This is a genomic window from Labrenzia sp. PHM005, from assembly GCF_006517275.1.
Taxonomy (GTDB): Bacteria; Pseudomonadota; Alphaproteobacteria; order Rhizobiales; family Stappiaceae; genus Roseibium.
Map to the genome: position 1 here is coordinate 3,011,750 of NZ_CP041191.1, position 25,410 is coordinate 3,037,159.

Here is a 25,410-nt window from a genome sequence, read left to right on the forward strand (position 1 = left end):
GAGGGGGTGCTGCTCTCACAAGTCGTGCAACGCTAATCATGGACAGGAGGCGCTGGAGATGCGGAAATTCATAGGGACCGCGAGGGATTGCGAGCGCAGGATGGTGGGGCAGGGGACAAGGAGTCAGAAAAAGAAAAAGGCGGGCCGGGGCCCGCCTTTTCCTGATTGTGTAAGACTTTCTGTCTTAGAAGAGACGCAGAACGTTCTGGTCTGCCTGAGATGCGAAGGACAGGGACGTCGAGGCCAGGCTCTGGCGAGTCTGCAATGCCAAGAGGTTTGCACCTTCTTCGTTGGTGTCTGCCAGCGTCAGCTTGCCAGCACCTTCTTCCAGCGTGTTGATCAGGTTCTTGGTGAAGTCCTGACGGTTTTCCACGATGGAAAGGTTGGTACCGAAGTTAGACGCCTGTGAGCGCAGGTTGCTCAGTGCATTATTCAGTCGACTGATCGACTTGTTGATGTCGTTGTCAGTAGCAAAGCCACTGTCGGCGACAGCACTAATGGTAGCGGAACTACCGTTTGAGCCCAGCGTAGTGGTGTTAAAGTCGGTGTTCGTCGCCCCATCCCGGGTACTTGCCAAAGTCAGGTCGGTTTCGGAGGTTACCGAAATACGGCCATTGGCACCCTTGGAGGCGGTGACGCCTTGGAAGTCGTCAATGAAGTCAACAAGGTCGCTGACCTTGGTGCTGCTTGTAACTTCAAAGGAACCGAGTTCGTAGTTGTTGCCATCCGTCAACGTCAGCGTATCGCCAACCTTAAATCCGGCGCTATCGACCAGGGTGGAAGTGGTCGAGAAAGCTGCGGTATCAATGTTGGTCAGAGAAGACGTTGTTGAGTTAGCGGCCCGGTCACTCAACCGGAACTCGTTGTTGGATGAGATGGTGAGGTTACCAGTGGACTCATCATATTCCGCACGAACACCAGCAACACCGTTGAGGTTGTCGACAAGATTCTGAACAGTCTGACCAGCTGTGGTTGTGGTGCCGGAAACAGCCGCGCCGCCGGTACCTGCATAGCCGGTGATGTCTGCAGTCGTCGAAATGGCAGTTGCCGTCGACAGAACTGAAGATGAGTTCAGAAAGGTGGTGCCGTCCGTCAAGTTAATGACAGCTGTACCGCCACGGAGGTCGAAGTTGGTCGCACCGCCGGTGCCTTCAACTAGGTCTGACAGGTTCAAACCGGTCGACAGAGTTGTGTCGGTATAATCAACCGCAGAAACACTCAGTTTTGACGTGTTGTCTTCGTTAAAGATAGTCGTCAAGTCGTTACCAGTACCTGCAAGCAGGTTTTTGCCCTTGTAGGAGCTGTCTTTGGCAACGTCTTCAATTTGAGTCAGCAGTTCGTTGTACTGAGCTGCAAACTGTTTCCGCTCATACTGGCTACCGGTTTGAAGCGCCTGGTTGGCTTTCGCCTTTGCAGATTCAACCAGCTTGGTAATTGCGGAGATACCTTCATCAGCTGCCTTGATGGTCTGAACCGACTGGCCCATGTCATCAAGAAGAGTGCCGAGATCGTTTGCGCGAGATTGAAGGCCCGAAGCAGTGAAGAAGCTGTTCGGATTATCCAGTGCAGAGTTCACTTTCTTACCGGTCGCCAGTTTGTTCTGGACGTCGGACATAAAGGAAGCAGTTTGCTGGAGGGTGTTGAGGTTCGCGCGAACCGCGCTTGACAGAGTGATGTCAGCCATAGTGTGCCCTTTCTAGGAACTACGAGATACACAGTCCCTTCCTGGGACCGGGCACCATCAAAGGCTGAATCTGGAAATGGAATCTAAAGAAACTTGGTTAATGGCTGTTATGGATAACGTAAAGTAAACACGTGTAGGCGCCGGGGTTACACCTCGTCGCTTAAAATACACATATTTTCAATATTCTAGATCATCGGGCGTTTAATCGATGCTGATTGAGCGCCCGATGATATATTGTTAAAATTACTTAGAACAGCCGGAGCACGTTCTGAGAGGCCTGCGAGGCCATGGACAGGGAAGTCGACGCCAGCTGCTGCTGGGTTTGCAGTGCCAGAAGGTTCGCACCTTCCACATTGGTGTCCGCAAGGGTTAATTCGCCGGCGCCTTCCTGAAGGGTGTTGATCAGAGAAGTGGTGAAGTCTTGCCGGTTTTCCACGATGGACAGGTTTGTACCGAAGGTAGAGGCTTGGGCACGAAGACTATCTTGGGCAGATTTCAGTGCGCTGAGCTGTGTGTTGATTGCGGTATCGTTTGTGAAACCGCTATTTGTACCTGCCTGGAACATTTGGCCGACACCACCGTCACTGCTCGTAATCGTGACTTGCTGACCTTGCGCAGTAATGTCCAGATCACCATCCGCCTGATCGTAAGTGGAGGATACGCCATCCATAGCGTTTAGGGCTGTATTGAAATCAGCAACGGTTGTTGTCGCTGAAACGCTGAACGTACCGATTGTTGAACCATCACCGCCGGTCACTGTTATGGTGTCGCCGTCGTCAAAAGCCGCCAAGGTTACCAGCGTGGTGGTGTCCGCAGCGGCATCAGCAGCGACTTCGACAGATCCGGTGCCGTTTGCGCCCGCCGTTATGTTGTTCAGGCCCAGGCTGGTAGATACGTCAGTGTAATCAACCGCCGAAATGCTCATTGAGGATGTGCCGTCCTCATTGAAGGTTACGGACAGATCGTTGCCGGTCCCAGCCAGCAGGTTTTTGCCCTTGTAGCCGGAATCCTTTGCCAGGTCCTGCATCTGAGTTAGCAACTCATTGTATTCGTTTGCATATTTTGAACGCAGAGTCTGGTCTGATGTCTGCAGCGCCTGGTTGGCTTTTGCCTTGGCTGCATCGACCAGATCGGAGATCGCCGAAATCCCTTTGTCGGCCGCTTTCAGCGTCTGGACGCCCTGGCCCATATCGTCGAGCAGGGTACCGAGATCGCTTGCCCTGTTTTCCAGCCCTTTTGCCGTGAAAAACGAATTCGGATTGTCGAGCGCGGAGTTCACCTTCTTGCCAGTCGCCAGCTTGTTCTGAACCTGGGACATCATGTCCGCAGTTGCTGTCAGGGTATTGAGGTTGGCGCGGACGGCGTTTGTGAGGGTAATGCCGGACATTTCTTTTCCTTCCTTGGAAAAACGCAAAACAAGATTCCCGTCCTGGGGATCACCGACCAAGAAAGACTATAGGTATTAATGACAATGTAAAAAATACGGTTAGTGAAAATTAACCTTAACAAAGTGTTGCGGTTATTATGAGGCCAAAATTTTCTGTTATCGGCAGAAAACCTTTTTTGAGGCACCGAAAGGTCTGGCTATTTGCTTGGAAGCGCGGCGAAAACGTCAAGTTCCGCTTGGGAGGGGAGGCGCATTGTGTATCAGGCTGAAACTGGACCCGAACGCTCTCGATGGGCCGATAACCCCAAGAGGCGACAAACGCAGACCACAGAGAGCAATTGAGGAATCGTCCTATGAGTGCCTTTGAGTGGTCTAACGGTCGAAGTTCACATTGACCGGTCCCGCGTATAGCTGAAATCGCGGGTATTCTTTGGTGTGCTTCGGCCTATTGCTTCATGACCTCACAAGATATGCGAATAGTTGCTTTCGCAGAGTTGAGGTGGGGTACTGGTTATGAAACACCAGCCCCAAAGAAGCCGGGCAAAAGGCACGCGCGGCCGACTCAAGTGGATGAGGCATCTACTCGGCTGCTCAGCAGGGAGTCCAAACTACAAAAAGCTCGGATAAACCGGTATGATTGCCAGTGGAGGTTGGGTTAAGGGAAAATCAAATACACCGGAGCCGGCCGACACCACCTAGGCGGTGCGTTGGACGGCGTCCGGATTGTTTTCAGTGCGCAAAGCATCAATCTGATTGCGGTGAGCCTGGACCGTTTCGGAATAAGCTCTGAGCCTTAGCAAGGTTTCGCTCGGAATCTGCCGGACAACTTCGCCTGTTTCCGTGTCGGTTGCCACGTAAATCAGGCTTTCGCTTTCCGGATCGATCACGTTCTGCCGGGTGATAGCAGGCGTGTACCGTTCCAGCGCAGATTGATTGGGTTGATCATCCGGCTTGCGGTTTTGCTCGTAGTTCGCGGACCTTTGTGTTCCGGACGAGTCTCCTGTTGGTCTAACAGTTTCCTCTGCCGGCAAATCGGTCGATGTTGCCGGTTTATCTTTGTCCGGGGCCCGTGTGACCGGCGTAATCGCCGTATATGTCGGCGATGGAGGCCGGACTAATGCGGTATCCATTATTGCCCTCCGGGTTACTTCGTACATTGACCCGATCTTGGCAAAATAACGTAAGGGAATGAATTTTCCGTTAACCGAATGGTTAGGATTTTAGGTGTGCGGATTTATCTTTTTGTAGTTGTTCCTGATTCGTATCCGTTTGGTTTGCAGTAAGTCGGCCATGCAAGAAGTCGCTCCCTTGCAAACTCTGCCAATAGAACGCCCAGCAATCTTACAGTGACTGATTGACAGCAATGCCCTGAGCAGATTTCGGTCCGTTTGGAGCGGCGCCGGTCCGGCCGTAAGTGGTTGGCGCAGCGGCGTTCTTCGCTCCAACGGCTTTGGCGACCGACGAAACGATGTTGTTTGTTACTTCCCGCGCGGTTGCCAGAACCGCCAGATTGATGCGCAGGACCGGCTGGAATTCGCCGTGCTGGCGCCGCAGAGACTGAGTGGCCGCTGGCGCAAGATTGCCAAGCGCAATTGCATGGTCCTTCGCGGTCATCATGCCGCGGGTATACTCATGAATGAGCCGCGCCTTGTCCGCTTGCAATTCTCCAGCTTCTTTCAGTTTTCCGGCTCGCACCAGATCCGTTTCCATCTCAATGACAGACAGAAGCGCTTCCATAGTGCTGGACAAGGCTGAGCAGAACGTTTCTGCTTCTTGTTTGCTCGCCGGGCGCTCTACGGAAAAGGGAAGCGTATTGGAATTTGGTTGTGCGGTCATTGGGCGCCTTCCTGCAAAGCAAGCAATTCACGTTCTACACTATCTGCGATTCCAACGCCGCCGGCAGCTGAAATCGTACGGGCATATTCATCTACCAACATGCTTTGCCAGGCATCAGAGCCGGTTCCGCCGTCCCAGGCGCCACCATTTTCCAAACCTTTGAACATGCTCTGAAGCATGTTGTTTAGAAAAACTGCCTCAAACTCTTCTGCGGCAACCCTGGCTGCGGCCTTGCTGGTCCTGTCGACACCCTGAAGGACATCGAGTGGGTTGGATCTTGGTTGTAAAGGCGCAAGTGGCAGGTCCATCAGAGCACCTCAATTTCAGCTTGCAGCGCACCTGCTGCCTTGATTGCCTGGAGGATCGAGATCATATCCCTCGGGCCGATGCCCAAAGCATTCAGACCATCCACCAATTGTTTCAAAGTCACGGTTCCTGGAACGATCGCCAGTTTGGCATCCGGATCGGTATTGACGTTTAATTCTGTGCGCGGAACCACGGCGGTCTGGCCGTTGGCAAAGGGCAGGGGCTGTACGACTTCCGGCGTTTCGGCGATCGTGACAGTCAAGTTGCCTTGTGCGACCGCCACCATGGACACTTTGACGTCCTGCCCCATTACGATGATGCCAGAGGCTTCATTGATGACAACTTTTGCCGCAAGATCGGGTTCAATGATCAATTGTTCGATGTCGGTCAGAAGGTCGACAATGTTGCCATCATATTGGCGCGGCAATTCCAATTGGACAGTCGCCGGATCAACCGGTTCGGCGGTCGGCATACCAATCAGTTCGTTGATCGACAAAGCGACCCGGCGGGCCGTAGTCAGGTCCGGATTACGCAGCGCGAGCCGCACATTGGTCAATGAGGCCAGTTTGAATTCAAGTTCCCGTTCAACGAGACCGCCATTTGCGATCCGGCCGGCTGTAGGCACACCTTGAGTGATTGAAGCAGCGTCACCTTGTGCGGTGAAGCCGCCGATCGCGACAGACCCTTGGGCGATTGCATAGACCTCACCATCCGCGCCGACGAGGGGGGTGACGAGCAAAGTGCCGCCCTGAAGGGATGAAGAATCCCCAAGAGCGCTGACATTGACATCAATCCGTGTGCCTTGCGTGGAAAACGGGGGGAGGTTGGCGGTTACCATGACAGCAGCGACTGTGTTGGTGTTCAGTGCGCTGTTTCGAGTGTTGACGCCGAGTCTTTCCAACATAGCCTGCAGACTTTGCTGTGTGAAAGGTGTGTTGTTCAGCGAATCGCCGGTCCCGTTGAGGCCAACCACAAGGCCATATCCAATGAGTTGGTTTTCGCGGATGCCTTCAAAGTCTGCGATGTCCTTGATGCGCGAGGATGCGTCCGCAGCGATGGTCATCAAGACCTGCGTGCAAAGAAGCACTATGGCGAACAGGGCAAACCGGCTGGCCGGGCCTGGGAAATATGTGCTCAGATGACGCATTCTTGACGCTGATCCATGTAATTGGCCGGGTTTGGTGCCCGATGGTCGTTTAGGTTCGAAATGCATTATGCGAGAGCCGTGCCAAGTTTTGGATTCGAGCTGGCTGGGATCTAAGAGTGGCTGGATTCTGCGGAGTTTGCGGATATTTGGCGAGCATATCCACGCAAATTCGCTAAATAGAGTTAATCATTAAGAATAGATGCCCGGCAAATATTGCCTTGCTGACCCGGACTCATTTACCCTTTCAGGCAGAATCTGACAGGAGCTGGAGCAACTTGGTGTCGGCCAGCCATCAGAATGATTGGATAAACAAGATGCGCATTACCGGGAACAAACCTCTCAGCGGTGTCCAGGGGCGTGGAGCCAAAAAGCGCAGCGCCTCTGGCGGAGAATTTACGCCGGACATGGGCGGAGCATCGGATCTCCCCCAAACTAATGAAACAGCCGGCGGTGCCGGAATTCAGGGCATTGATGCTTTGCTGGCACTTCAGGAAGTCGATGAGCGCTCCGACCGCCGTAAAAAGGCGGCGCGCCACGGGCATTCGCTTCTTGATAGTTTGGAAATGATCCGCGCAGATCTTTTAGCAGGCCAGGTCTCTGAAGATCGGCTTGAGCATCTTGCAGCAACCGTATCCAACCGCCAGACCAGTGGTGATCCTAAGGTTGACGCTGTGCTGGAGGAAATTGAACTGCGCGTAAAAGTCGAGCTTGCAAAGCTTGGTCGATTTTCAGATGCCCCTGCGTAAGGGTTTTGGGAGTTAACCACATATTTGATTAAAATTTACACAACAGTTTGAAACATATGCTTTTTTCTACCGGCTATTTTTAACAAATGAACCGTTGTCCCGGCGGGGAAGCGTCTATATATATAGCCCGTCATAACGGTAAACCGGAGCGATAGATGACGGTTGATATTGAGTCTGAGTACCGACCCTCGCAAGACGAGCCGTTCATGAATGACCGGCAGCGCGAATACTTTCGAAACAAGCTGCTAGCCTGGAAAGATGAAATCCTGAAAGAAAGCGCGGAAACACTCGCGAACCTTCAGGAAGAAAGTCAAAACCATCCCGATTTGGCTGATCGTGCGTCTTCAGAGACTGACCGGTCTATTGAACTGCGGGCCCGTGACCGTCAGCGCAAATTGATCTCCAAGATCGACGACGCGTTGGAGCGAATCGCGGATGGCAGCTACGGCTATTGTGAAGAGACTGGCGAACCGATTTCTTTGCGCAGGCTCGAAGCGCGGCCAATTGCCACTTTGTCGATCGAAGCTCAGGAAGCGCATGAGCGCCGCGAGAAGGTGTATCGCGACGACTGATTTCCAGAAACGGCCGGTTTGATGAAACATGCAAACCAACTGACTTTTCAAGCCTTCCCGTATTCGGGAAGGTTTTTTTTGGCCTGCGGCCGTTTGTTTGATTGTCTGCTCCCGGTTGGCCTAGGGTCAGCACCTGTTCATAAGCTCCAACATCAACGACAGCTTCCAGCAACAACGGACGCCAGGTACAATCGGGGCTATGTCCAAGTTGCGGACTTAGCTGCCATTCGGACAGTTGCTTCCAAGGTCTGCTCCGTGTCTCGGCAGGCAACATCAAGCCAGTCTGTCCGTCGATCCAGAAATTAGACGACGTAGCATTTCGGCAAAGTTTTCGATGTCTTCGTCAGCCCACCTATCACTAAAAAGATAATTCGCCCTTTTGGAGAATGTCTCAAGCGCTTCCGCCAGCTTCTCTTTTCCGGCTTCGGTCGCAACGACGTAGACCAACCGAGCGTCTCGCTCGTCCATCTTTCTGCCCAACAGTCCGATCTTTTCCATCGGAGCGGCCATGCGGGTTATCGTCGAGGCGCTGACATGCATTCGTCTTGCCAGATCGACACGTGACAATCTGTGCGCCGTCGAGCGATTTACATGAAGGAGCAGAAAAAACTCGTTCACGGAAATACCGTGAACGGCTGAAAACTCGCCAGAAAGCTCGGCCCTGAAGTTGTCTGCTACCTGAAGCAGGCGCAGTGCGTTGGTCGTGTTTATATCAGTCATGCCTAGAGTATATTGCAATGTGCTTGCATAAGCAATCATATTGCAATATATGGATCGCATGAGCCGCATCAAAGGTGGACACCCAACATGACTTTCGAAATCTGGTTCTCGGTCGCTGGCATCGCAGCCATGTTAGGGTGGCTGACGCTGCTCGTTTCGCCGCTCATTCCTAGATGGTCTGATCGAATTGCTGGCTCCATATTGCCCATCAGTCTCAGCTTAGGGTACGTCGCGCTGGTGGTTGTTCCATCATCAAGCAGCGAGGGCGGCTTTGGCACGCTTGCGGAGGTCATCAAGCTGTTTTCCCATGAGCAAGCAGCGCTCGCGGGATGGGTGCATTTCTTGGCGTTCGATCTGTTTGTTGGTGCCTGGATTTGCCGCACTGCTCGCGCGGAAGCTATCAGCTTCTGGCTTGTTGCACCTATCCTTCTGTTAACGTTCATGTTTGGCCCTGCGGGTCTCCTGGCTTTTTGGGTTGTTCGATCCGGCGTGTGGGTCAAATCGGCACGAAAATCCGCAGAAACAAGTGAGGTTGTTCCATGAACGACGGTCAAAAATCTCTCATTCACCTGATCTGCGGTCCAATCGGTGCGGGCAAGACGACATATTCTCGAGAGTTGGCGGCTTTGTCTGGCGGTGTTGTGTTCTCCATCGACGAATGGATGGTGTCGCTGTTTGGGGAGGATGCGCCGAAAAGTGCAGACCCAGACTGGATTTTTCCGCGCGTGGATCGTTGCGAAAAGCAAATGTGGGCAATGGCGAAGCGGCTTGGAGCGCTGCATGTGCCATCAATTCTGGATTTCGGCTTTCAAAGATATGAGCACCGCCGAAGGTATATCAACTTCGCAAATGAGGCCGGACTTGCAGCAAAGATGCACGTTCTTGACGTCGAGGCTTCGGAAAGATGGAAACGTATCGAGGCTCGAAACACGACCAAAGGAGAGACGTTCCATTTAGTGATTTCACGCGGCATGTTTGACTATATCGAGGCGACCTGGGAGCAGCCGAGCGAGGATGAAACAGCTTCCGTCTCAAGAACAAGTTTTGATTAGCATCCTTCAACGGTGCCTAGGCGGCCATTTACGCGCCTTGTAACATCCGCCTCTTTGGGCTCTCGGCCGCCATATGAAAGGTCCTTGTTGGATGACTGCTTCATCGCGGTCAATGGGCATCACTCTGTTGTTTCAATCGGCGACGCCATCGTGGTTCAAGGGCGATAGGAGGATTGTGTTTGTCGCATATGTTCCCGAGATCAAGCGGCGTCGCTCAGTTTGATTACCGCACAGTTCGCAGCTGTATAATCCATGTCACCGTAATGACCTGTGATGGCGCGTTGTACCAGCCGAATATTGCCGCACTAAACGCTCTACAACCGGTTTATCAGATGGTCCCGCCTCGGCGTGATTGCCGGAACTGCCTGCGGCGGTCATCTTCTGGTTATGAGTCCTGACCCTAACCTTCCAAAAGAAATCGGGCACGGCACTCGGGGAGCGAGATGCCGTGCCCGGTTCAGCAGCTTAAGGCAGACCACGTCTGACCAGCCAAAAGCTGCCGGGGGAGCTGTGCTGCCTGTCGGATTAGAAGGGCAGGAGGATATCCAGGACCTGGTTGCCGTAGCGTGGTTGCTGGACGTCGGTGATTTGGCCGCGGCCGCCATACCCAATCCGCGCTTCGGCGATCTGCTGGCTCTGGATGGTGTTGTTTGACGTGATGTCTTCCGGTCTGACAATACCGGCAACGATCAGCTCACGTACTTCGAAGTTGACCCGGATTTCCTGACGGCCTTCGATGACCATGTTGCCGTTGGGTAGAACCTGGGTGACTACTGCGGCGACAGTGGTGTTTAACTCTTCCTCCCGGTCAACCTTGCCGGAACCAGCAAAGCTTGAGTTGCTGTTGACTGCGCCAAGATTGCTGGCGGTTGTACCTGCGGGAAGGAATATGGTGTCTATGGCCGTGCCGAGGGCGCCGGTAACACCCGAGCCGTTCGTCTCAGTCCGGCTCCTATCTGTGTCATTTTCAATCTCGGCTTTTTCATCAATAGACACAATGACAGTCAAAAGATCGCCGACTTGGCTGGCCCGTTGGTCCTTAAAGAAGGCGCGGCTGCCGGATTGCCATAGTGAGTTCGGGTTGTAATGTGCCTGAACTGGATCCGGCATTGGCATTTGGACCGGCCGGTATCCCGGCGTTGTGGTCGGATCTTGGATGGCGTTGAGTGCCGGTTGCTTGCCGACATTTGCCAGACGGTCGGCGCTGCCGCATCCGGCGAGCAAGGCGGCAAGCGCGATGCTTGCCAAGAGAGAAGGATTGCGATGAGTGAACATTAGTTGGCCTCTTTGTTCAGGCTTGCAACAACTGCATGGGCGGCATGAACAAGTACTTGGCCGCGGGAGGATACTGTCGCAGGGACAACGCGCCGCGACTGGAGGTTCATCACATCGATAACGTCGCCCTTGGCGCCGTTGGTAAGGGCCTTGGCCCGGGATGTGAGTTTCATGGCGCCGAGGTTAAAGGTGACAGTCACCTTATCGCCGCGCGAAATCAGGATGGGGCGTTCGAAGTCTTTGCGCGAAAGCGGTTGGTTTGAGCGCATGTTGACGCGCGCTGCCTTGCCGATGATGTCCTTGCTGTCATGAAGTGCTGCTGACATGACTTTGGACTTGGGAAGCCGGACGGTTGTCAGGTCGGCTTCTTGAACGATATCGCCGCGTTTCAAAGGCTGGCTCAGAGCCAGAACCTCGATCATTTCCACTGCAGATCCTGTGATCATCAGTGGTTTGGTACCGTGTTCGACCGCTACCGTTGCATATGCGGTGAAATAGCCAGACTCCTGGGACCAATCTATTCGATTAATCCGGATAGGATCTTGAACTTTTGGGTCGGCAAGAATCTGCACTGGTGCCTGGATCAGTTTGATGTCCAAGGCTGCTTCGTCCAGACTGGCATTTCGTCTGGAGAAATCCATGCGGATCAAGTTCTCCAGCTGAAAACGGTTGAGTTTGGTCGCGCCCCGGTGAACCACTACGGTCCGCAGTCCATCTGTTCCTGCTGCTGTAAGTCCGGCATCACGTGCCCGCTTCGCCACCATACTAGCTGGAACATTTCCGGATGTTCCCATATCCGGCGAGCGGAACAGGGGCACCGTGGCTAAACCGCCAGCGTTCGAATAGAAATCGCCGACGGTGACGATTTCAGACAACGTCATAACCTGTGAGCGCAGCACCGGGCGCTCGTTTGCACTTGCCGGTATACCGGCAAGTGCAGCCATGGTCAGGCTAAGAGCGGCTATCAGTAAGGTCTTCATCGACTTAAGCCTTTCTCACTAGCGGATCTGAGTTGTGGTCGAGTACATCTGGTCGGCGGCCTGGATGACTTTGGAATTCATCTCATAGGCGCGCTGGGCAGCGATCAAGTCTGCAATCTCCGTCACCGCATCAACGTTGGCCATTTCGAGAAAGTACTGCTGTGTACTTCCGAAACTTTCATCATTTGGGTTTCCGGTTTGCGGTGCACCGCTGGCATCGGTTTCGAGGAACAAGTTATCGCCGATTGCTTCCAAGCCGGCCTTGTTGACGAAACGGGCCAACTGAATCTGACCGAGGTCGACAGTCGCGCCAGCTTCGTCGACACCTTGAACCTTTCCATCGGCTGCGATGGTTAGATCTCTGGTGGTTTCAGGAATTGTAATATTCGGTTCAAGTGGATAACCATCCACGGTTACCAGCTGGCCATTGGCATCTCGCTCAAATGAGCCATCTCTGGAATAGGCAGTTGTGCCGCCAGGAAGTTCAATTTGAAAGAAGCCTTCGCCCCGAATAGCCAAATCCAGGTCTTTACCTGTTTGCTCAAGCGAGCCCTGAGACATGATGCGGGCTGTTGATGCCAGCTTCACACCGGTACCGATCTGAATACCGGTGGGAACTATTGTCCCTGAATCGGATGTCTCTGTGCCCATTCTCCGAAGGTTTTGGTACAGCAGATCCTGGAAATCGGCCCGTTGCTTCTTGAAGCCGGTGGTTCGCATGTTGGCGACATTGTTCGAAATAACTTCGACATTGTATTCCTGCGCCTTCATTCCGGTAGCGGCAGTGTGGAGTGCTCTCATCTTATCGGTTCCTTATGCCGTCAGCCTTCGAAGGTGCCGAGTGTCCGGACGGCTTGCTGTCGCAAGTCATCGATTTCTTTGAGTAAGTTCGTCATGGATTCGTAGGCACGTGTAACTTCGATCAGCCGGCTCACCTCAGTCACGCCAAATACATTGGAGCCTTCAACAGCTCCTTGGATCATGCGGACATCTGTAGCGGGAATAGGATCTTCGCCGACAAATAGGGTGTCGCCGATTTTCTCGAGTTTGCGGAGATCTTCGAAATTGACAACGCGCAACCGGCCCCTAATGCCGTTGTCCGTTGCTATGATGCCCTCTGCGGAGACCTCGACCAATCCATCTTCCCGGGTAATGGTCACAGGACCTTGGTCTGTCAGGACGGGTAGACCGCCGGGGGCAACGAGTTGACCTTGGGCATTCAGATGAAACGAACCAGCGCGCGTATAAGCCTCTGTTCCGTCTTCCAACTGAACGACGAAAAACCCTTCGCTGTTTAGCGCAAAGTCCAAGTCGTTTCCGGTCGTCATAACGGAGCCGGGATCAAAATTGGTCCGTGTGGTGAACATATCCACGTAGGACATTTTTCTGTCCTGTGGCTCAAATGCGGTGTTCTCCGCAACAGCCATCACGTATTCTGAGAAATGAAGATCTTGAGATTTAAAGCCGGGTGTATTGATGTTCGCCATATTGTTGGCGACCACATCCAGCCGGTTTCTCAATACATGCTGTCGCGACAACGCGATTAGCTGAGCATTCTCCATAAGATTGGTCCTTCGTGCTCCCCGATAAGCGCTTTTGTCTCCCCAGACAGCGGCGCCGTTAAGGTTAATGCAGAACCCGTGCCAGTTTTTAAATCCTTGGGAAAACTGGGCAAAACCTTAAGGCGGAGGATGCATGCGGCAAGAGATTCCGGCAGAAGTTAACCACTTGGCAATTTTTGCCCGGTGACTCGCTGAAGTGGAATGGTAACCAATCGTTAACCATTAACACTTTAGTAATATTTAAACGCGCGCGAGCGCTCGCGTAGAGCGGAGGGCATAATGGCCGACGAGAACGCCGCAGCCGAGGAAGAAGGCGAGGAAGAAGCCGCCGGCGGTGGCAAGAAAAAACTCATTCTCTTTGGGGCGATTGGGCTTGTCGTTCTGCTTGCCGCTGGAGGCGGGGCCTACTTCTTTCTGATGGGGGATGATGTGCCAGCGCCTGGGCCGGGCGATGGGCCGGTGCCGCAAGAAGCGCAGAAGCCGGTGGTTTTTTATGACCTGCCGGAAATGACTGTGAATTTGGCGACTGAGGGCCGCACGACCTATCTCAAGGTCCGCATTGCCCTTGAAGTTGAAAATCGCGCAATGATCGAGCAGATCCAGCCGTTTTTGCCACGGATTCTGGATGCGTTTCAGATTTATTTGCGTGAACTCCGCCCTGCGGACCTGGAGGGGTCTGCTGGTCTGTTCCGTCTGAAGGAAGAATTGCTCAGGCGGATCAATTTGTCGGTTTATCCGGCAAAAGTCGAAGGGGTGCTGTTCAAGGAAATCCTTGTACAGTGAGGATCTAGATGGCTGACGCCGAAGAAGACGATCTGTCCGAAGAGGATATGGCCGACGCATGGGGTGCTGCTCTCGCTGAGCAGGGCGCTGGCGGCGACGAAGACGATGATTTGGCCGCGGCCTGGGGCGCTGCTCTAGAAGAGCAGGGTGCCGGAAGCTCGGACGATATGGCTGCGCAATGGGCGGCCATGATCGACGACAGCGAGCCGGACCTGGAAAACGCGACCCGTGGTGCGGATCGTGTTCTCAACCAGGAAGAGATCGACAACCTTCTCGGCTTCAACATTGAAGACACCATTGCCGGTGATCAGAGCGGTATCCGTGCGCTCATCAACTCCGCAATGGTTTCTTACGAGCGTCTGCCAATGCTCGAAATCGTGTTCGACCGTCTTGTTCGGTTGACCACGACATCCTTGCGCAACTTCACGTCCGACAACGTTGAGGTGTCTCTTGATGCCATCAGTTCCGTTCGGTTTGGCGATTACCTGAATTCCATCCCTCTGCCGGCGATCCTTGGTATTTTCAAGGCTGAAGAGTGGGACGGCTTTGGGATGATCACGGTTGAATCCAGCCTTATTTATTCGATTATTGATGTGCTGCTTGGTGGAGGCCGTGGAACTACCGCTGCAAGGGTCGAAGGACGGCCCTATACGACGATTGAAACGAACCTCGTGCAGCAAATGGTTCAGCTGATTTTGCAGGATGCGGAACAGGCTTTCGCGCCGCTGTCTCCGGTTCATTTCAATCTGGAGCGTCTTGAGACCAATCCGCGCTTTGCAGCGATTTCCCGTCCGGCGAACGCCGCGATTCTCGTCGAACTTCGCATCGATATGGAAGATCGGGGCGGGACGGTCGAAATCATGATGCCCTACGCAACTTTGGAGCCGATCCGTGATCTGCTGCTCCAGATGTTCATGGGTGAAAAATTCGGCCGGGATCCGATCTGGGAAGGCCATTTGGCAACAGAAATTCATGCCGCGGAAGTTGAAGTCGATGCGGTGCTTTACGAAACGTATTTGCCGCTTGGCCGGGTGCTCAGCTTGGATGTCGGGCAAACGCTGGTATTCGACGTCTCCCCGACGGATCCAGTACTCGTAAAGTGTGGAAACATCCCTTTGACAGAGGGGACGCTTGGCAAGACCGAAGATTCCATTGCCATCCGCGTCGCAAAGAATTTGCGCAAACCGAAAATGACCCTGGCAGCCTTTGAGCGCGCCATGCAGAGCGAAATGGAGCAACCATGACGTCCTTGCCCATCGGACTGATTATTGAAGGCCTTGTTGCTGTCCTTCTTGTAATCACCATCGCCTATTGCTGGATTTTAAACCGCCGTCTTCAGAGGCTTCGGGCAGACGAACAAACGCTCCGGGCGACCATTTCGGAATTGATGACGGCCACGGAAATCGCGGAGCGGGCTATCCTGGGTTTGAAGACCACCGCGGCGGAAGCGGATAAGTCTCTCGGGCGCCGTCTTAAGGAAGCAGAAACCATGTCTCATACCTTAGCCGACCAGATCGGCGAAGGTGACAAAGTCTTTACGCGGATCTCGCAAATTGCTGGAGCAGCCCGGTCTGCTGCGCAGCAACGGGAATTGCCGCCTGCGAGCGATCCTTATACCGCGCAGCCGCAAGCCGCACCACCGCCGCATACCAATGGTCATTTGGCGGGCGAGCCATCGATACTGCAACAGGCGCCAGCCGTGGAGCCTGAACGTAAACGGAGCAGTCGCGCATCCGATATCCGGAGTGCGGCGGCGGAAGCTACAGCAAGGCTGGAGGAATTCCGCAACAAGCGTAAAGGCGCTGCTGCATGAGTGTAAGATTGTTGCCATTGTTGGGCGTTGCCGCGAGCGCGCTGTTCGGGTTGAAACTTCTAGGCCTCATTATGGGCCCAGACAGCACCAGCCTGCCAATCAATGGCGCAATCGCGCAAGAAAACGCTGAAATGGAAGCAGGCGGTGCAGAGACTGCCCCAATGCCTGAAGAGGGCGCCGCGGCTTCCGGTTTGGCACCGCCGGCCCAACCGGTTTTGCCGGACAGCCTGGAAATTGGTGGATCTGCAGCGGAACGCGCAGTTCTTGAGAGCCTCGGCAAACGCCGCCAAAACCTGCAGAAACAGGAAGGCCAGCTGGACCTCCGCGAAAAACTGCTTCAGGCCACTGAGGAACGCATCGAGCAGCGGGTTGAAGAACTGAAGCAGCTCGAAGCACGGATCAACTCAGCAGTTGAGCAGAAGAAAAAGCAGGAAGAAAACGAAATTGCCGGTCTCGTGACCATGTACGAAAACATGAAACCGAAAGACGCGGCGCGTATTTTTGATAGGTTGAGCCTGCCGATCCTGATGAAGGTGGTCCGACAAATGAAGCCCCGGAAAATGTCGGCTATTTTGGCGAAAATGTCGCCGGATGCTGCCGAGCAGCTGACCGTTGCGATCGCCAGTCAGTCCTCCGAGCAGCCAGAACCGGTCCAAGAACAGGCACAGGCGCCTGCAAGTGCGGTCCTTCCAAAAATTCCGTCTAACTGAGCGAATTAAGTCCGCTCTCTTCACTCAGCGTAAGAGCGCGTTAAGGGGACTTGTATAAAACTAGAGTGTTGGCAGAAACCGAGGTCGAAACAACTTGCCAAGGCAGATCCTGACATCATGGGCAACCGGGACATTCGCAGATTTCCGCGAATGCAGAGCCTTTGTGTGTTTGAGGATGGGCCTCCTACTCGTGGCACTGTTGTTTGCGGCCCTGCCGATGGCATCTGCGTATGCCCAGTCCCTTGAACCCGTTGACTTGGACGTCTCCCAGGAACAAGGTTTTGGCCGGATTGTCTTGACCTTCAAAGATCGAACCCTGCTGCCGACCTATGATGCGGTCATTACTGGCGGTGTGCTCCGGATTTCATTCCAGGAACCGATCGATGTGAATGTCGATGATGTACCGCTGGATCTTGCGCAATATGTCACGATTGCACGCCGGGATCCCGATGGGGCGGCCATTCGGTTTGCGTTGAAAAGCCAATATCAGATCAACACATTGGAAGCTGGTGAGAAGCTGTTCATCGACATTTTGCCGATGACCTGGTCGGGCTTGCCGCCCGGACTTCCGGATGATGTGGTTCGCGAGCTCGCCAAACGGGCCGAGGCAGCTATGCGGAAGGTCCGTGCTCTTGAACAAGCGCGGCTGAAAGCTCAGGAAGGTCCGCAAGTCACTTTGCATGTTGGCGAGCACCCAACATTTACTCGCCTCGTGTTCGACTGGTCGATCAAGTTCGATACAGCATTTGTCCGCGAGAACGACATTATCAAGGTCACCTTCAACCACCCGGCACAATTGGATATTTCTCACTTACGGGCGCATCTGCCGCCTGGCGTCATCGACGCGACATCTTTCCTCGATAAAGGGAAGTTGAAATTTCTTATGCGCGTCGATCCTGCGGTCGATATTCGGGCCTTCCGTGAAGAGCAGACCTATGTCATCGATGTTACTCCAGAGAACATGGAGCCGAACGATCCGGCGAATGCTCTGATCAACAAGGAGCTTTCGGTCGCGGATAACGAAAACCGGAAGAACATGATTACCGCACCTGGTTTGCGGGACACGCGTGAGGTCAGCAATCCGCGTGGTTTGCCGCCGTCAGGCTCCGCGTCATATGGCGGAGGTGGCCGGTTGAAGGAATCGCGGGCTGATGAATCCGCCGGTTTCACTGCCGTTCCCCTTGGAGGCGCAGCAGAAGGTGGCGCGCCGCAGCCAATGCGCAATAGCAGTGAACCAGCGCCTGCTCGCGACAGATCAGCAGATTTGTTACCCAGCTCCGGTGATATTGAGGGGACGTCTTCAGAATTAGTTCTGGCCGAAAATGTGCCAAAGCAAAAACCAGGCAACGGCCCTGAACTCGGGTTTGCCCAGAACCAGGATCAATTGCAGCAACCGACCAGAACCGGGCAAGCCCCGGTTCAAGTCGTTTCTGCACAACCCGATATAGAGGTCGGTGACCGGATAGCCGAAACGGTTCCGGTAACTGTCTTAGCTGAAGCACAAGATCCAGCAGAAGCTGCGCTTGATGATGGCGAGGAAACAACTGCTTCGATTCCCGGTTCTGCAGGGCAGGGAGGCTCGGGACAAAACGGCGCCTCTGGTGTGAACAGCGCTCCTAAACTGATCCAGCTGGCACAGGCAAGCCAACGCGCAATGCCATTAAGTGAGATTACTCCGTCCGATGACGAAATTGCCCGTCCAGCGCCGATGCTGGATTTGTCCAAACAGAAGCTGGGCGACCCGGTGCCGGAGGGGCCGCAGGGTGAGAACGCAATTCCGACATTAAAACAGACGGGCACAGGCTCCGATACTCGGCAGCCCAAGGCTCCCGTTGGTCCGGCTCCAGTCCAGATCCGCCAGAACAAAAGCTTTGGTAGCAGCGAAGTGCCTGCGGGCATTCAGTTGCCACGCAAACCCGAACGGGCGCCTGAAGTTTGGCGGGCCACAGGGGGGCGGGATCCCGCCGAAACGAAAGTATCACCGGAGAGCCCACCAGAGAATTTTGGCGAAGCAGCCCGCAATTTTGTGTCTGCGGAAGCCCGTCGTATTGGCAACACGGTCCGCGTGGTATTTCCATTTTCTGAACCGGTTTCGAGTGCTGTGTTCCGGCGGAACGATAGCATCTGGTTGGTCTTTGATACCGATGCGACAATTGATACCCGCGGTATGGTCTCGGCTTTGGCCGAAACAGCTGAAACGATTGATGTTGAGCAACACGGCGACTATCAGATCTTGCGCCTTGACATGAATGATCCGGTTTTGGCGACAGTTGGTGCGGACGGAAATGCCTGGTCATTGGTCATTGGCGATTTGATTCTAGAGCCATCTATCCCGCTCAAAATGGAACGGACAATCCGCGGGGATGGTGGATCGATCCTACGGGTCCTTTATCAAGATCCGCAGAATATTCGCAGCATTACCGATCCTTTTGTTGGCGATACCATTTCTCTCGTCACTGGATTTGGACCGCCGCGCGGGCTTCTGAAACCCCAAAAATTTGTCGATTTGGAAGCCTTGAGTTCGGCGCAAGGTATCGCTTTGGCGACGCGGTCCGATGGCGTAAAGATCAAAATCCTCGGGGATGACGTCATCATTGAAAAGGATGGTGGCCTGGCCTTGTCCAACCGGCATTTGCGTGGTGGTACAGGAACATTGGGCCGTATCGTTGATCCAGATGACACCGGATCTGTCGAATTTGTCTCCCTGAGCACTGAAGGCCCTGGTGCGTACCGCTCGCGGCTTCAAGAACTCCAATCCCAATTGACGAAATCGCCCGAAGGCAAACGCCGTAAGCCGTTGATGGCGTTGGCGAAGTTTTATCTCGCACACCAATTCCCGCAAGAGGCGATGGGGTTGATGAACCTGGCGCTCGAAGAAGATCCTGCTCTGGCCGAAAACAGTTCCTTTAATCTTGTGAAAGGAGCCGCATTGACCATGGCCGGGCGGCCGGATGAGGCTTATGGGCATCTTCATCGGCCGGATCTGAAAAACAGTCCGGATGCTGCGGTCTGGCAAACCATTGTCGATGTTCAGCTGGGCAACTGGACACAGGCGCGAATAGCGATGCCGCGTGGCCGGGCAGTCGTTGGCAACTATCCAACATCGATTCAAACCGAATTCAAACTTGCAGCCGCTCAGTCGATGGTCGAGGCCAATGATTTTGGCATTGCCAACGGCATTTTGGCCGAGATTGAACCGGCCGAAGTCACCCGTCCACAGGCTGCGCGCTACGATATTTTGCGGGGCCGGGTTGCCGATGCGTCTGGCCGGTCGCAGGAGGCGCTGACAGTTTTTGACCTTGTAACCCGCTCAGATGACCGTCCTCGGGCGGCTGAAGCAGAATATCGGGCGCTGAGGATCCGTTACCGCGACGGCGAGATGACGATTGACGAGGCTATAGATCAGTTGGCTGGCCTGTCGACATCTTGGCGCGGTGATGAAATTGAGCTCAAAACCTTGCGCTTCTTGGCGCAGCTTTATGCCGAACGCGGCCAGTATCGTGAAGCGTTTGAGGCGATGAAATCTGCGGTTCAAGCAGAACCTGACTCTGATACAACCCGCTTGCTCCAAGAAGAAATGAACGCCCTGTTCAATTCTCTGTTCCTGGATGGCAAGGCCGATGAAATGCCGCCGATTAAGGCGCTGGCTCTTTATTATGATTTCCGGGAGCTGACACCGATTGGCCGTCGCGGTGACGAGATGGTCCGGCTTTTGGCCAAACGCCTTGTTGAAGTGGATCTTCTGGATCAGGCAACGGAACTTCTGCGGCATCAGGTCGACAATCGGCTGAAGGGGGCAGCACGGGCTCAAATAGCGGCAGATCTTGGCGCGATCTATCTGATGGACCGTCGACCAGAAGAAGCCCTCCGGGTTCTGAACCGCACCCGTCAGGCGAGTCTTCCTTCGACGTTGAAGCGTCAGCGCAATATCGTTGAAGCGCGGGCGTTAACTGAAAGCGGGCGCCCGGACCTTGCTCTTGAGCTTGTCCGGAACATGCGGGGCACCGATGTAGACCGGTTGCGGGCCGATACGTTCTGGGCTGCCGAAAGTTGGCGGGATGCTGGTGAGCAATTGGAAGCCATGCATGGATCCCGCTGGTCGGACCAGATTCCGCTAGATGACCAGGAACGGCGGGACATTTTGCGGGCGGGTATCGCCTATTCGCTGGCCGGCGATCAGCTTAGCCTTGAACGCCTGCAAACCAAATACATGACAAAAATGGCGGACAGCCAGGAGGCTCTGGCCTTCGAAGTGGTCACGCGGCCCATCCGGGCGCAAGGCGTGGAGTTCCTAGAGGTCGCCAATCAGCTTGCGGATATCGATTCTCTGGAAACCTTCCTGGAAGAATACCGGCGCCAATACATGTCACCAGACCGCAGTTCCAACCGCGCGGAAGCACCCGCTGAAACCGATTCAGCCGGATAAAAACTCCAAAAACTTGCTATTTGAGGTTCGGCTTAATGTGCCGTGGCCGTGGCGCGAGGTTTCTTCAGCTCTGCCTTATACCGCATCACAAGATCTGGAATGCCGCGGGTGCTGCGGTCCAGCCATTCACTGCGTGCTTTTAGGAAGTCGCGGTAAGTTTTCTCATGGATACCAGTTTGCAGCATTAGCCGCATGATGGCGCCATCGGCGTCAGACTTCAGCGTATCGGAGACGACATCGTCGGCCAGATTGATCTTACGGCTGATCAGCCAGATTGCAGCGTCCAGACGCTGCTCCTCAAATAGGGTTCTCAAAATCGCGTCGAAAGACAGTTCACCATTTGCAATGTGCACACTTGCTTCATGGCGGGAATAAAGGATACCGTCGATCTCTATGTTGTCTTGACCGCGCTTGATGTCTCCGATCTGAGCTGCCAGTTTTTCCAGAGTATCTTCCTCAATAGCTCGTTTCAGCGGCGCAGGAAAAATCGGGCAATTGGTCTCAAGGATCTGTATCTGGGTTTCTAGAAATCCGCTGTCGCGAAGGGCCCGTTTGGCCAATCCGCAAAGAACTTCAACTTCCGTATTTGCGAAGATGAGTAAAGCGAGTACGCCACGCACCGAAAAAGGGGCTTCCAAGTTCTCCAAAAGCGCATGAACGACCGGCCGGGCGCTTCTGGCAATCAACTTGTCAGTCAGTTCTTCGCTCAGATCATTCCGGTGCGCCATGACCAACCGCTTGTCATTTCCACCACTCGTGGCGATGGCCATCATGGCTTCCTGGCTGATGACCGGGGAGGATTCAATCACCGGTTCGGACAGCTCAAAATCTTCCTCCGCAAGGCGATCAGCCAAATCGGCAATGATCCGGTCGGTCTTGGCCAAGCGGACAACCAATTCATAACGGGCGCTACGGTCAAGTTGATCAAAAACAGAGAGAACGATCCGGGAAAACAGCTCGCGCTCGTTTTCAGACGGTTCGTGATCTTCCGAACGGGCATACTCGCCAACGAGCGTCCGGATCAGTTTTGAGCGCGCTTCAGGTTCCTTGATACGCGCCAGTTGTTCAAGCTGTTCTATGAGCACCTAAAATCCAAACTTCTTTTGGAGTGGGCGTCCTGCAATACTCCGTATTATTTCAAATACTATATTAATTTTTCTCTACTTTTCACCATCGGCATCCATGTTTTGGGGCACGCCAATAAAAGTCCATGGCGAAGACGTAATCACGAATGCCATTTACGCTGTCCATTCAGGTCGATTGAACTGTCGGCTCGTTTTTTCAGAGTGCGCGTTAGGCAATGTATTGGCGGGATGAACTAAGTGTAATTCAGCCTCCGCCGAAACTCTTGACCAGTGAGCCGGCGACCAAGTTCCAACCATCAACGAGCACGAAGAAGATCAGTTTGAAGGGTAGTGAGATGACAACAGGAGGTAGCATCATCATACCCATGGACATTAGAACTGAAGCGATTACGAGGTCGATAATCAAAAACGGGAGATAGAGCAGGAAGCCGATTTCAAATGCCCGCCGGAGTTCCGAAATCATAAAAGCTGGGATGAGGACCGGCATTGCAAGGTCTTCTTCTGCTTCTGGTGCCTCGCGGCCGGAGAGTTCTTGAAACAGCATCAGGTCTTTTTCCCGGACCTGTGACAGCATAAAGGTGCGGAACGGATCGGAGGCCCGTTCATAGGCTTGATTGATTTCAATGTCGCCGTCCACCAGCGGCTGAACTCCTTCTTCATAGGCAGTTTGAAGGGTTGGCATCATAATGAAGGCCGACAAGAACAGCGCTAGACTGATCATGACCATATTCGGTGGCGCAGTCTGCAGCCCGATGGCAGAGCGCAGAAGGGACAGAACAACGACAATACGGGTGAAACTGGTGACCATCACTAGAATGGATGGCGCCAACGACAGAACTGTCAGAAGAATGACAAGCTGAACGGCACGTTCGGTTAGGCTGGCGTCATCCCCAAAGCCGACTGAGATTTCTTGAGCATTGGCAGGGAATACGAATAAGATCGCCAAAGATGCAAATGCACTGACTGCCCTGAAAATATTACGCAAACTGATATGACAAACGCGACACGTCATTGCTTTGGCTGTCCGCCCAACTCATCCAGAATTTTCGCCATCTCTGCTTCGATTGGATTTCGGTCGCCAATGCCCTTTTCCGAGTCGGGATCAGAGTTGGCTGCGCCACCAACCGGCTTTTGGTCATCTCCGGATTGAGCCGCGTTTTCTGACGGAGTATCCGGTTTTGCCGTTTCTTGCGTATCAATCTGAGCTTCCGACGGTGTCGCTGCAACTGGATCGTTTGGCTTTTCCTCAGATGCTTGTTCAGCGTTTTGAGGGGCTGTAGGAGTGTCGGCGGTGCTCGGTTTGGTTTTTGAAAAGAGCTCCATTTCAATCCCTTCAGCCATGGCGTCTGTCAGGCCTGATTTATCTTTGCCGGCAGCGCCATTTTCTGCTTCTACGGACGCGGGAGATGGAGAAGTGTTTCCGGTTGTTGGTGATGCGTTGGTTTCCGGAGAGGCTTTGTCAGGGACGGAGACGGAGACGGAACCCGAAAGGCCTGCATTGCTCACCACCGGTTCTACGCGGCTTGCCTGTGGGTCGGTATCTGCTGGATTTACGACTGCAGTCGTGACCCGGGCCGCCGGCCCAGATGCGGGGGGAGAAATTTTTCCAGATCCATAAGACGGGCGGTCTTTTGGTGAAAATGATCGGGTCAGTGAACGTAAAGGGTTACTTTTCTTCGGGGCTTTCTCGCTCTCATTTTTGATCGATGGTGCTGCAACATCCGTTTTGGAAGTTTCCGGCTTAGCAGACGTTGCGCCATGGGCAGATCTAGGTGCGCTAACACGAGGTGCGGAGAAAGACGCGGTTTTTCCCTTAGCAGATGGAGAGGTGCCTGAAGCAAGCGGCGGTTTTTCAGTCCTAGAAACGGAACTGGTGCTGGTTGCAGATGTAGCCCCCATCGAAGGCCGGATACTGGAGCCAAACGCGGCGGGCTTTGGAGTAGGAGAGTCGGCTGCTGTGGAGACGGGTGTTTGCGCTGGCGGTTTGACGCTTGCGCTACTTGGCGGAGTGGAAGCAGATGGTTGGGGTGGCAGTGCGGCCGCCGGTGCGTCTGTTGATGGTCCTGCGGGCGGGGCAGCTGCGACGTCATCCGGTGTCAGGGGAATGTCAGGCCCTGGTGCCAAGGCGGCTTTGATGGCCCCTGCCTGCTGTGGTGTTTGATAGGCACCAGAGCGGGGTTGACCAGCGGCGAGTGGGGCATTGCGAACAATGTTCTGTTCCACCACCACATCACTTGGCCCTCCGACCAATATGAGATGTTCGATATTGTCTCTGCGGACCAGCAAGAGCCGGCGGCGGCTGTCAATCGCAGCACTGTCCATCAGGGCAATCCGCGGCTGGCGTCCACGAGACTGCGGCACTCTTGCGCCCATCAGTCTTTTGATAATGAAAATGAACAATCCGAACAAGACCAGGACGACGGCTAGAGAAATGACCAGCTGCAGTCCCTGCGCCAAGCCTTCACTGACCTGAAAGGTGGTTTGAATCCAGTTGTACATCTTATCCTCTTGCCGCCCTTTAAGTCGAAAGCCGTAGGGAGGTCTTATTGCGAAACTTGTGCTTCATGACGGCATTTAGCCGTTATCCCCAGTAATTCCGATATCTGACTGATTGCGGCCCGTCCGTCTAAAGCGTCTGTGTTTGCTTGCCGTTTTGCCGCTCGCTGGGCTGCGCTACTGGCTATGAATGGCAATTTCTGCCGCTTGATGCCCTATCTCGAATCTCTCTAGATCATAAAGTTAACAGAGGTGGGCAGAATTTGCCTGCTGATAGCTGCGAGAAATCGCGAAATGCACGGAAAACGCAATCGGCCCTGTTGAGTTGTTAAGTTTTAGAGGGTGTTTGTTAAGAATAGTTAACCACTCGTTAACCATTTGCTCGGCAATCTTTGCTTGCGGGGTTAACAAAAGGTGAATCGGATGACCTTTACAGACTTGCCATTGTTTCAGGCTTTGAAATCGAAGATGCAGTGGCATCAGACACGGCAAGGTGTATTGGCGGAAAACATCGCCAATTCAGATACGCCAGGCTACACGTCCCGCGATTTGAAGGCATATACCTTTGAGGATCACATTGGTCGCGAAAGCTTTGCCTTGTCTACCGACCTGACCTCGAAGCGTCATATCGCAGGTATGATCGGGAGCGACATTGGCGGAAAGGTCGAGGAGCGCGAAAGCTTTGAAATTACGCCGAGCGGTAACGCGGTCAATCTGGAAGAGCAAATGATGAAAAATACTCAGAACCAGATGGATTATCAAGCTGCGACAATGCTTTACACGAAGGGGCTTGGGTTGATCCGAACAGCCCTGTCCAAGAGTGCATAAGC

General features: G+C 53.9%; 24 protein-coding genes. 10 read left to right on the top strand and 14 right to left on the bottom strand.

Annotated elements, in window-relative coordinates; translation table 11 throughout:
- Window positions 1–184 precede the first annotated feature (184 nt).
- The 6 genes from FJ695_RS13485 to FJ695_RS13510 all read right to left on the bottom strand — a co-directional run bounded on the left by FJ695_RS13485 (window position 185) and on the right by FJ695_RS13510 (window position 6,360).
- Entirely contained in the window at window positions 185–1,684 is a 1,500-nt protein-coding gene (locus tag FJ695_RS13485; RefSeq protein ID WP_141185938.1) for a flagellin, read from the bottom strand.
- 247 nt (window positions 1,685–1,931) lie between these two features.
- Window positions 1,932–3,071 (bottom strand): flagellin, encoded by a 1,140-nt coding sequence (locus FJ695_RS13490; protein ID WP_141185939.1) that lies wholly within the window; start codon window positions 3,069–3,071, stop codon window positions 1,932–1,934.
- A gap of 695 nt (window positions 3,072–3,766) precedes the next feature.
- A complete protein-coding gene (locus FJ695_RS13495) occupies window positions 3,767–4,201 on the bottom strand; it encodes a flagellar protein FlaG (RefSeq protein ID WP_141185940.1) in 435 nt (144 codons plus the stop codon).
- A 211-nt stretch (window positions 4,202–4,412) separates the two neighbouring features.
- Window positions 4,413–4,907: a hypothetical protein gene (locus tag FJ695_RS13500; RefSeq protein ID WP_209011033.1), complete on the bottom strand. Its 495-nt coding sequence runs from the start codon at window positions 4,905–4,907 to the stop codon at window positions 4,413–4,415.
- Window positions 4,904–5,215: a rod-binding protein gene (locus tag FJ695_RS13505; protein ID WP_141185941.1), complete on the bottom strand. Its 312-nt coding sequence runs from the start codon at window positions 5,213–5,215 to the stop codon at window positions 4,904–4,906. The genes FJ695_RS13500 and FJ695_RS13505 overlap by 4 nt, the downstream gene beginning before the upstream one ends.
- On the bottom strand, window positions 5,215–6,360 hold the full coding sequence (locus FJ695_RS13510) for a flagellar basal body P-ring protein FlgI (RefSeq protein ID WP_141185942.1): 1,146 nt from the start codon (window positions 6,358–6,360) through the stop codon (window positions 5,215–5,217). Before FJ695_RS13510 ends, FJ695_RS13505 begins: the two co-directional genes overlap by 1 nt.
- A 314-nt stretch (window positions 6,361–6,674) precedes the next feature.
- Between FJ695_RS13510 and FJ695_RS13515 the strand changes: the two genes are divergently transcribed.
- Complete coding sequence (locus FJ695_RS13515; protein WP_141185943.1) at window positions 6,675–7,106, top strand: flagellar assembly protein FliX; 432 nt, start codon at window positions 6,675–6,677, stop codon at window positions 7,104–7,106.
- A 155-nt stretch (window positions 7,107–7,261) separates the two neighbouring features.
- Window positions 7,262–7,678 (top strand): RNA polymerase-binding protein DksA, encoded by a 417-nt coding sequence (gene dksA / locus FJ695_RS13520; RefSeq protein WP_141185944.1) that lies wholly within the window; start codon window positions 7,262–7,264, stop codon window positions 7,676–7,678.
- Between the two features lie 273 nt (window positions 7,679–7,951).
- Here the strand turns inward: dksA and FJ695_RS13525 are convergent, their stop codons facing one another.
- A complete protein-coding gene (locus FJ695_RS13525; RefSeq protein ID WP_209011034.1) occupies window positions 7,952–8,458 on the bottom strand; it encodes a MarR family winged helix-turn-helix transcriptional regulator in 507 nt (168 codons plus the stop codon).
- A 27-nt stretch (window positions 8,459–8,485) separates the two neighbouring features.
- Here FJ695_RS13525 and FJ695_RS13530 point away from each other — a divergent pair, with 27 nt between their 5' ends.
- The gene (locus FJ695_RS13530) at window positions 8,486–8,941 is read left to right on the top strand and encodes an ABA4-like family protein (RefSeq protein ID WP_141185945.1); all 456 of its coding nucleotides are present in this window, start codon (window positions 8,486–8,488) and stop codon (window positions 8,939–8,941) included.
- Window positions 8,938–9,450, top strand: a complete 513-nt coding sequence (locus FJ695_RS13535; protein WP_141185946.1) for an ATP-binding protein — start codon at window positions 8,938–8,940, stop codon at window positions 9,448–9,450. Before FJ695_RS13530 ends, FJ695_RS13535 begins: the two co-directional genes overlap by 4 nt.
- A gap of 525 nt (window positions 9,451–9,975) precedes the next feature.
- Here FJ695_RS13535 and flgH read toward each other — a convergent pair.
- From flgH to flgF, 4 genes are read right to left on the bottom strand one after another with little or no spacing between them, the layout of a single operon-like run.
- Window positions 9,976–10,725: a flagellar basal body L-ring protein FlgH gene (flgH, locus tag FJ695_RS13540; protein WP_141185947.1), complete on the bottom strand. Its 750-nt coding sequence runs from the start codon at window positions 10,723–10,725 to the stop codon at window positions 9,976–9,978.
- Window positions 10,725–11,705 carry a flagellar basal body P-ring formation chaperone FlgA gene (gene flgA / locus FJ695_RS13545; RefSeq protein ID WP_141185948.1) on the bottom strand — a complete coding sequence of 327 codons (981 nt, stop codon included), beginning with the start codon at window positions 11,703–11,705 and terminating at the stop codon, window positions 10,725–10,727. The genes flgH and flgA overlap by 1 nt, the downstream gene beginning before the upstream one ends.
- An 18-nt stretch (window positions 11,706–11,723) precedes the next feature.
- Window positions 11,724–12,506, bottom strand: a complete 783-nt coding sequence (gene flgG, locus FJ695_RS13550; protein WP_141185949.1) for a flagellar basal-body rod protein FlgG — start codon at window positions 12,504–12,506, stop codon at window positions 11,724–11,726.
- A 20-nt stretch (window positions 12,507–12,526) separates the two neighbouring features.
- Window positions 12,527–13,267 (bottom strand): flagellar basal-body rod protein FlgF, encoded by a 741-nt coding sequence (flgF, locus tag FJ695_RS13555; protein WP_141185950.1) that lies wholly within the window; start codon window positions 13,265–13,267, stop codon window positions 12,527–12,529.
- Window positions 13,268–13,546: 279 nt separating this feature from the next.
- On the opposite strand from flgF, the gene FJ695_RS13560 reads away from it, so the two are divergent.
- The 5 genes from FJ695_RS13560 to FJ695_RS13580 all read left to right on the top strand — a co-directional run bounded on the left by FJ695_RS13560 (window position 13,547) and on the right by FJ695_RS13580 (window position 20,999).
- Window positions 13,547–14,050, top strand: coding sequence for a flagellar basal body-associated FliL family protein (locus tag FJ695_RS13560; protein WP_141185951.1), 504 nt, complete (start codon window positions 13,547–13,549; stop codon window positions 14,048–14,050).
- Window positions 14,051–14,058: 8 nt separating this feature from the next.
- Window positions 14,059–15,294: a flagellar motor switch protein FliM gene (gene fliM, locus FJ695_RS13565; RefSeq protein ID WP_141185952.1), complete on the top strand. Its 1,236-nt coding sequence runs from the start codon at window positions 14,059–14,061 to the stop codon at window positions 15,292–15,294.
- Window positions 15,291–15,863 carry a DUF6468 domain-containing protein gene (locus tag FJ695_RS13570; protein ID WP_141185953.1) on the top strand — a complete coding sequence of 191 codons (573 nt, stop codon included), beginning with the start codon at window positions 15,291–15,293 and terminating at the stop codon, window positions 15,861–15,863. Before fliM ends, FJ695_RS13570 begins: the two co-directional genes overlap by 4 nt.
- On the top strand, window positions 15,860–16,573 hold the full coding sequence (locus tag FJ695_RS13575; RefSeq protein WP_141185954.1) for a MotE family protein: 714 nt from the start codon (window positions 15,860–15,862) through the stop codon (window positions 16,571–16,573). Before FJ695_RS13570 ends, FJ695_RS13575 begins: the two co-directional genes overlap by 4 nt.
- A 217-nt stretch (window positions 16,574–16,790) precedes the next feature.
- The gene (locus FJ695_RS13580; protein WP_371708992.1) at window positions 16,791–20,999 is read left to right on the top strand and encodes a hypothetical protein; all 4,209 of its coding nucleotides are present in this window, start codon (window positions 16,791–16,793) and stop codon (window positions 20,997–20,999) included.
- A gap of 32 nt (window positions 21,000–21,031) precedes the next feature.
- On the opposite strand, the gene FJ695_RS13585 is transcribed toward FJ695_RS13580, so the two are convergent.
- The 3 genes from FJ695_RS13585 to FJ695_RS13595 all read right to left on the bottom strand — a co-directional run bounded on the left by FJ695_RS13585 (window position 21,032) and on the right by FJ695_RS13595 (window position 24,583).
- The gene (locus FJ695_RS13585; RefSeq protein WP_141185956.1) at window positions 21,032–22,084 is read right to left on the bottom strand and encodes a DUF2336 domain-containing protein; all 1,053 of its coding nucleotides are present in this window, start codon (window positions 22,082–22,084) and stop codon (window positions 21,032–21,034) included.
- Between the two features lie 244 nt (window positions 22,085–22,328).
- Window positions 22,329–23,096: a flagellar type III secretion system pore protein FliP gene (gene fliP, locus FJ695_RS13590; RefSeq protein WP_168206364.1), complete on the bottom strand. Its 768-nt coding sequence runs from the start codon at window positions 23,094–23,096 to the stop codon at window positions 22,329–22,331.
- Window positions 23,093–24,583 (bottom strand): flagellar biosynthetic protein FliO, encoded by a 1,491-nt coding sequence (locus FJ695_RS13595; protein WP_141185957.1) that lies wholly within the window; start codon window positions 24,581–24,583, stop codon window positions 23,093–23,095. The genes fliP and FJ695_RS13595 overlap by 4 nt, the downstream gene beginning before the upstream one ends.
- Window positions 24,584–25,003: 420 nt before the next feature.
- Here FJ695_RS13595 and flgB point away from each other — a divergent pair, with 420 nt between their 5' ends.
- Window positions 25,004–25,408 (top strand): flagellar basal body rod protein FlgB, encoded by a 405-nt coding sequence (gene flgB / locus FJ695_RS13600; protein WP_141185958.1) that lies wholly within the window; start codon window positions 25,004–25,006, stop codon window positions 25,406–25,408.
- Window positions 25,409–25,410 lie beyond the last annotated feature (2 nt).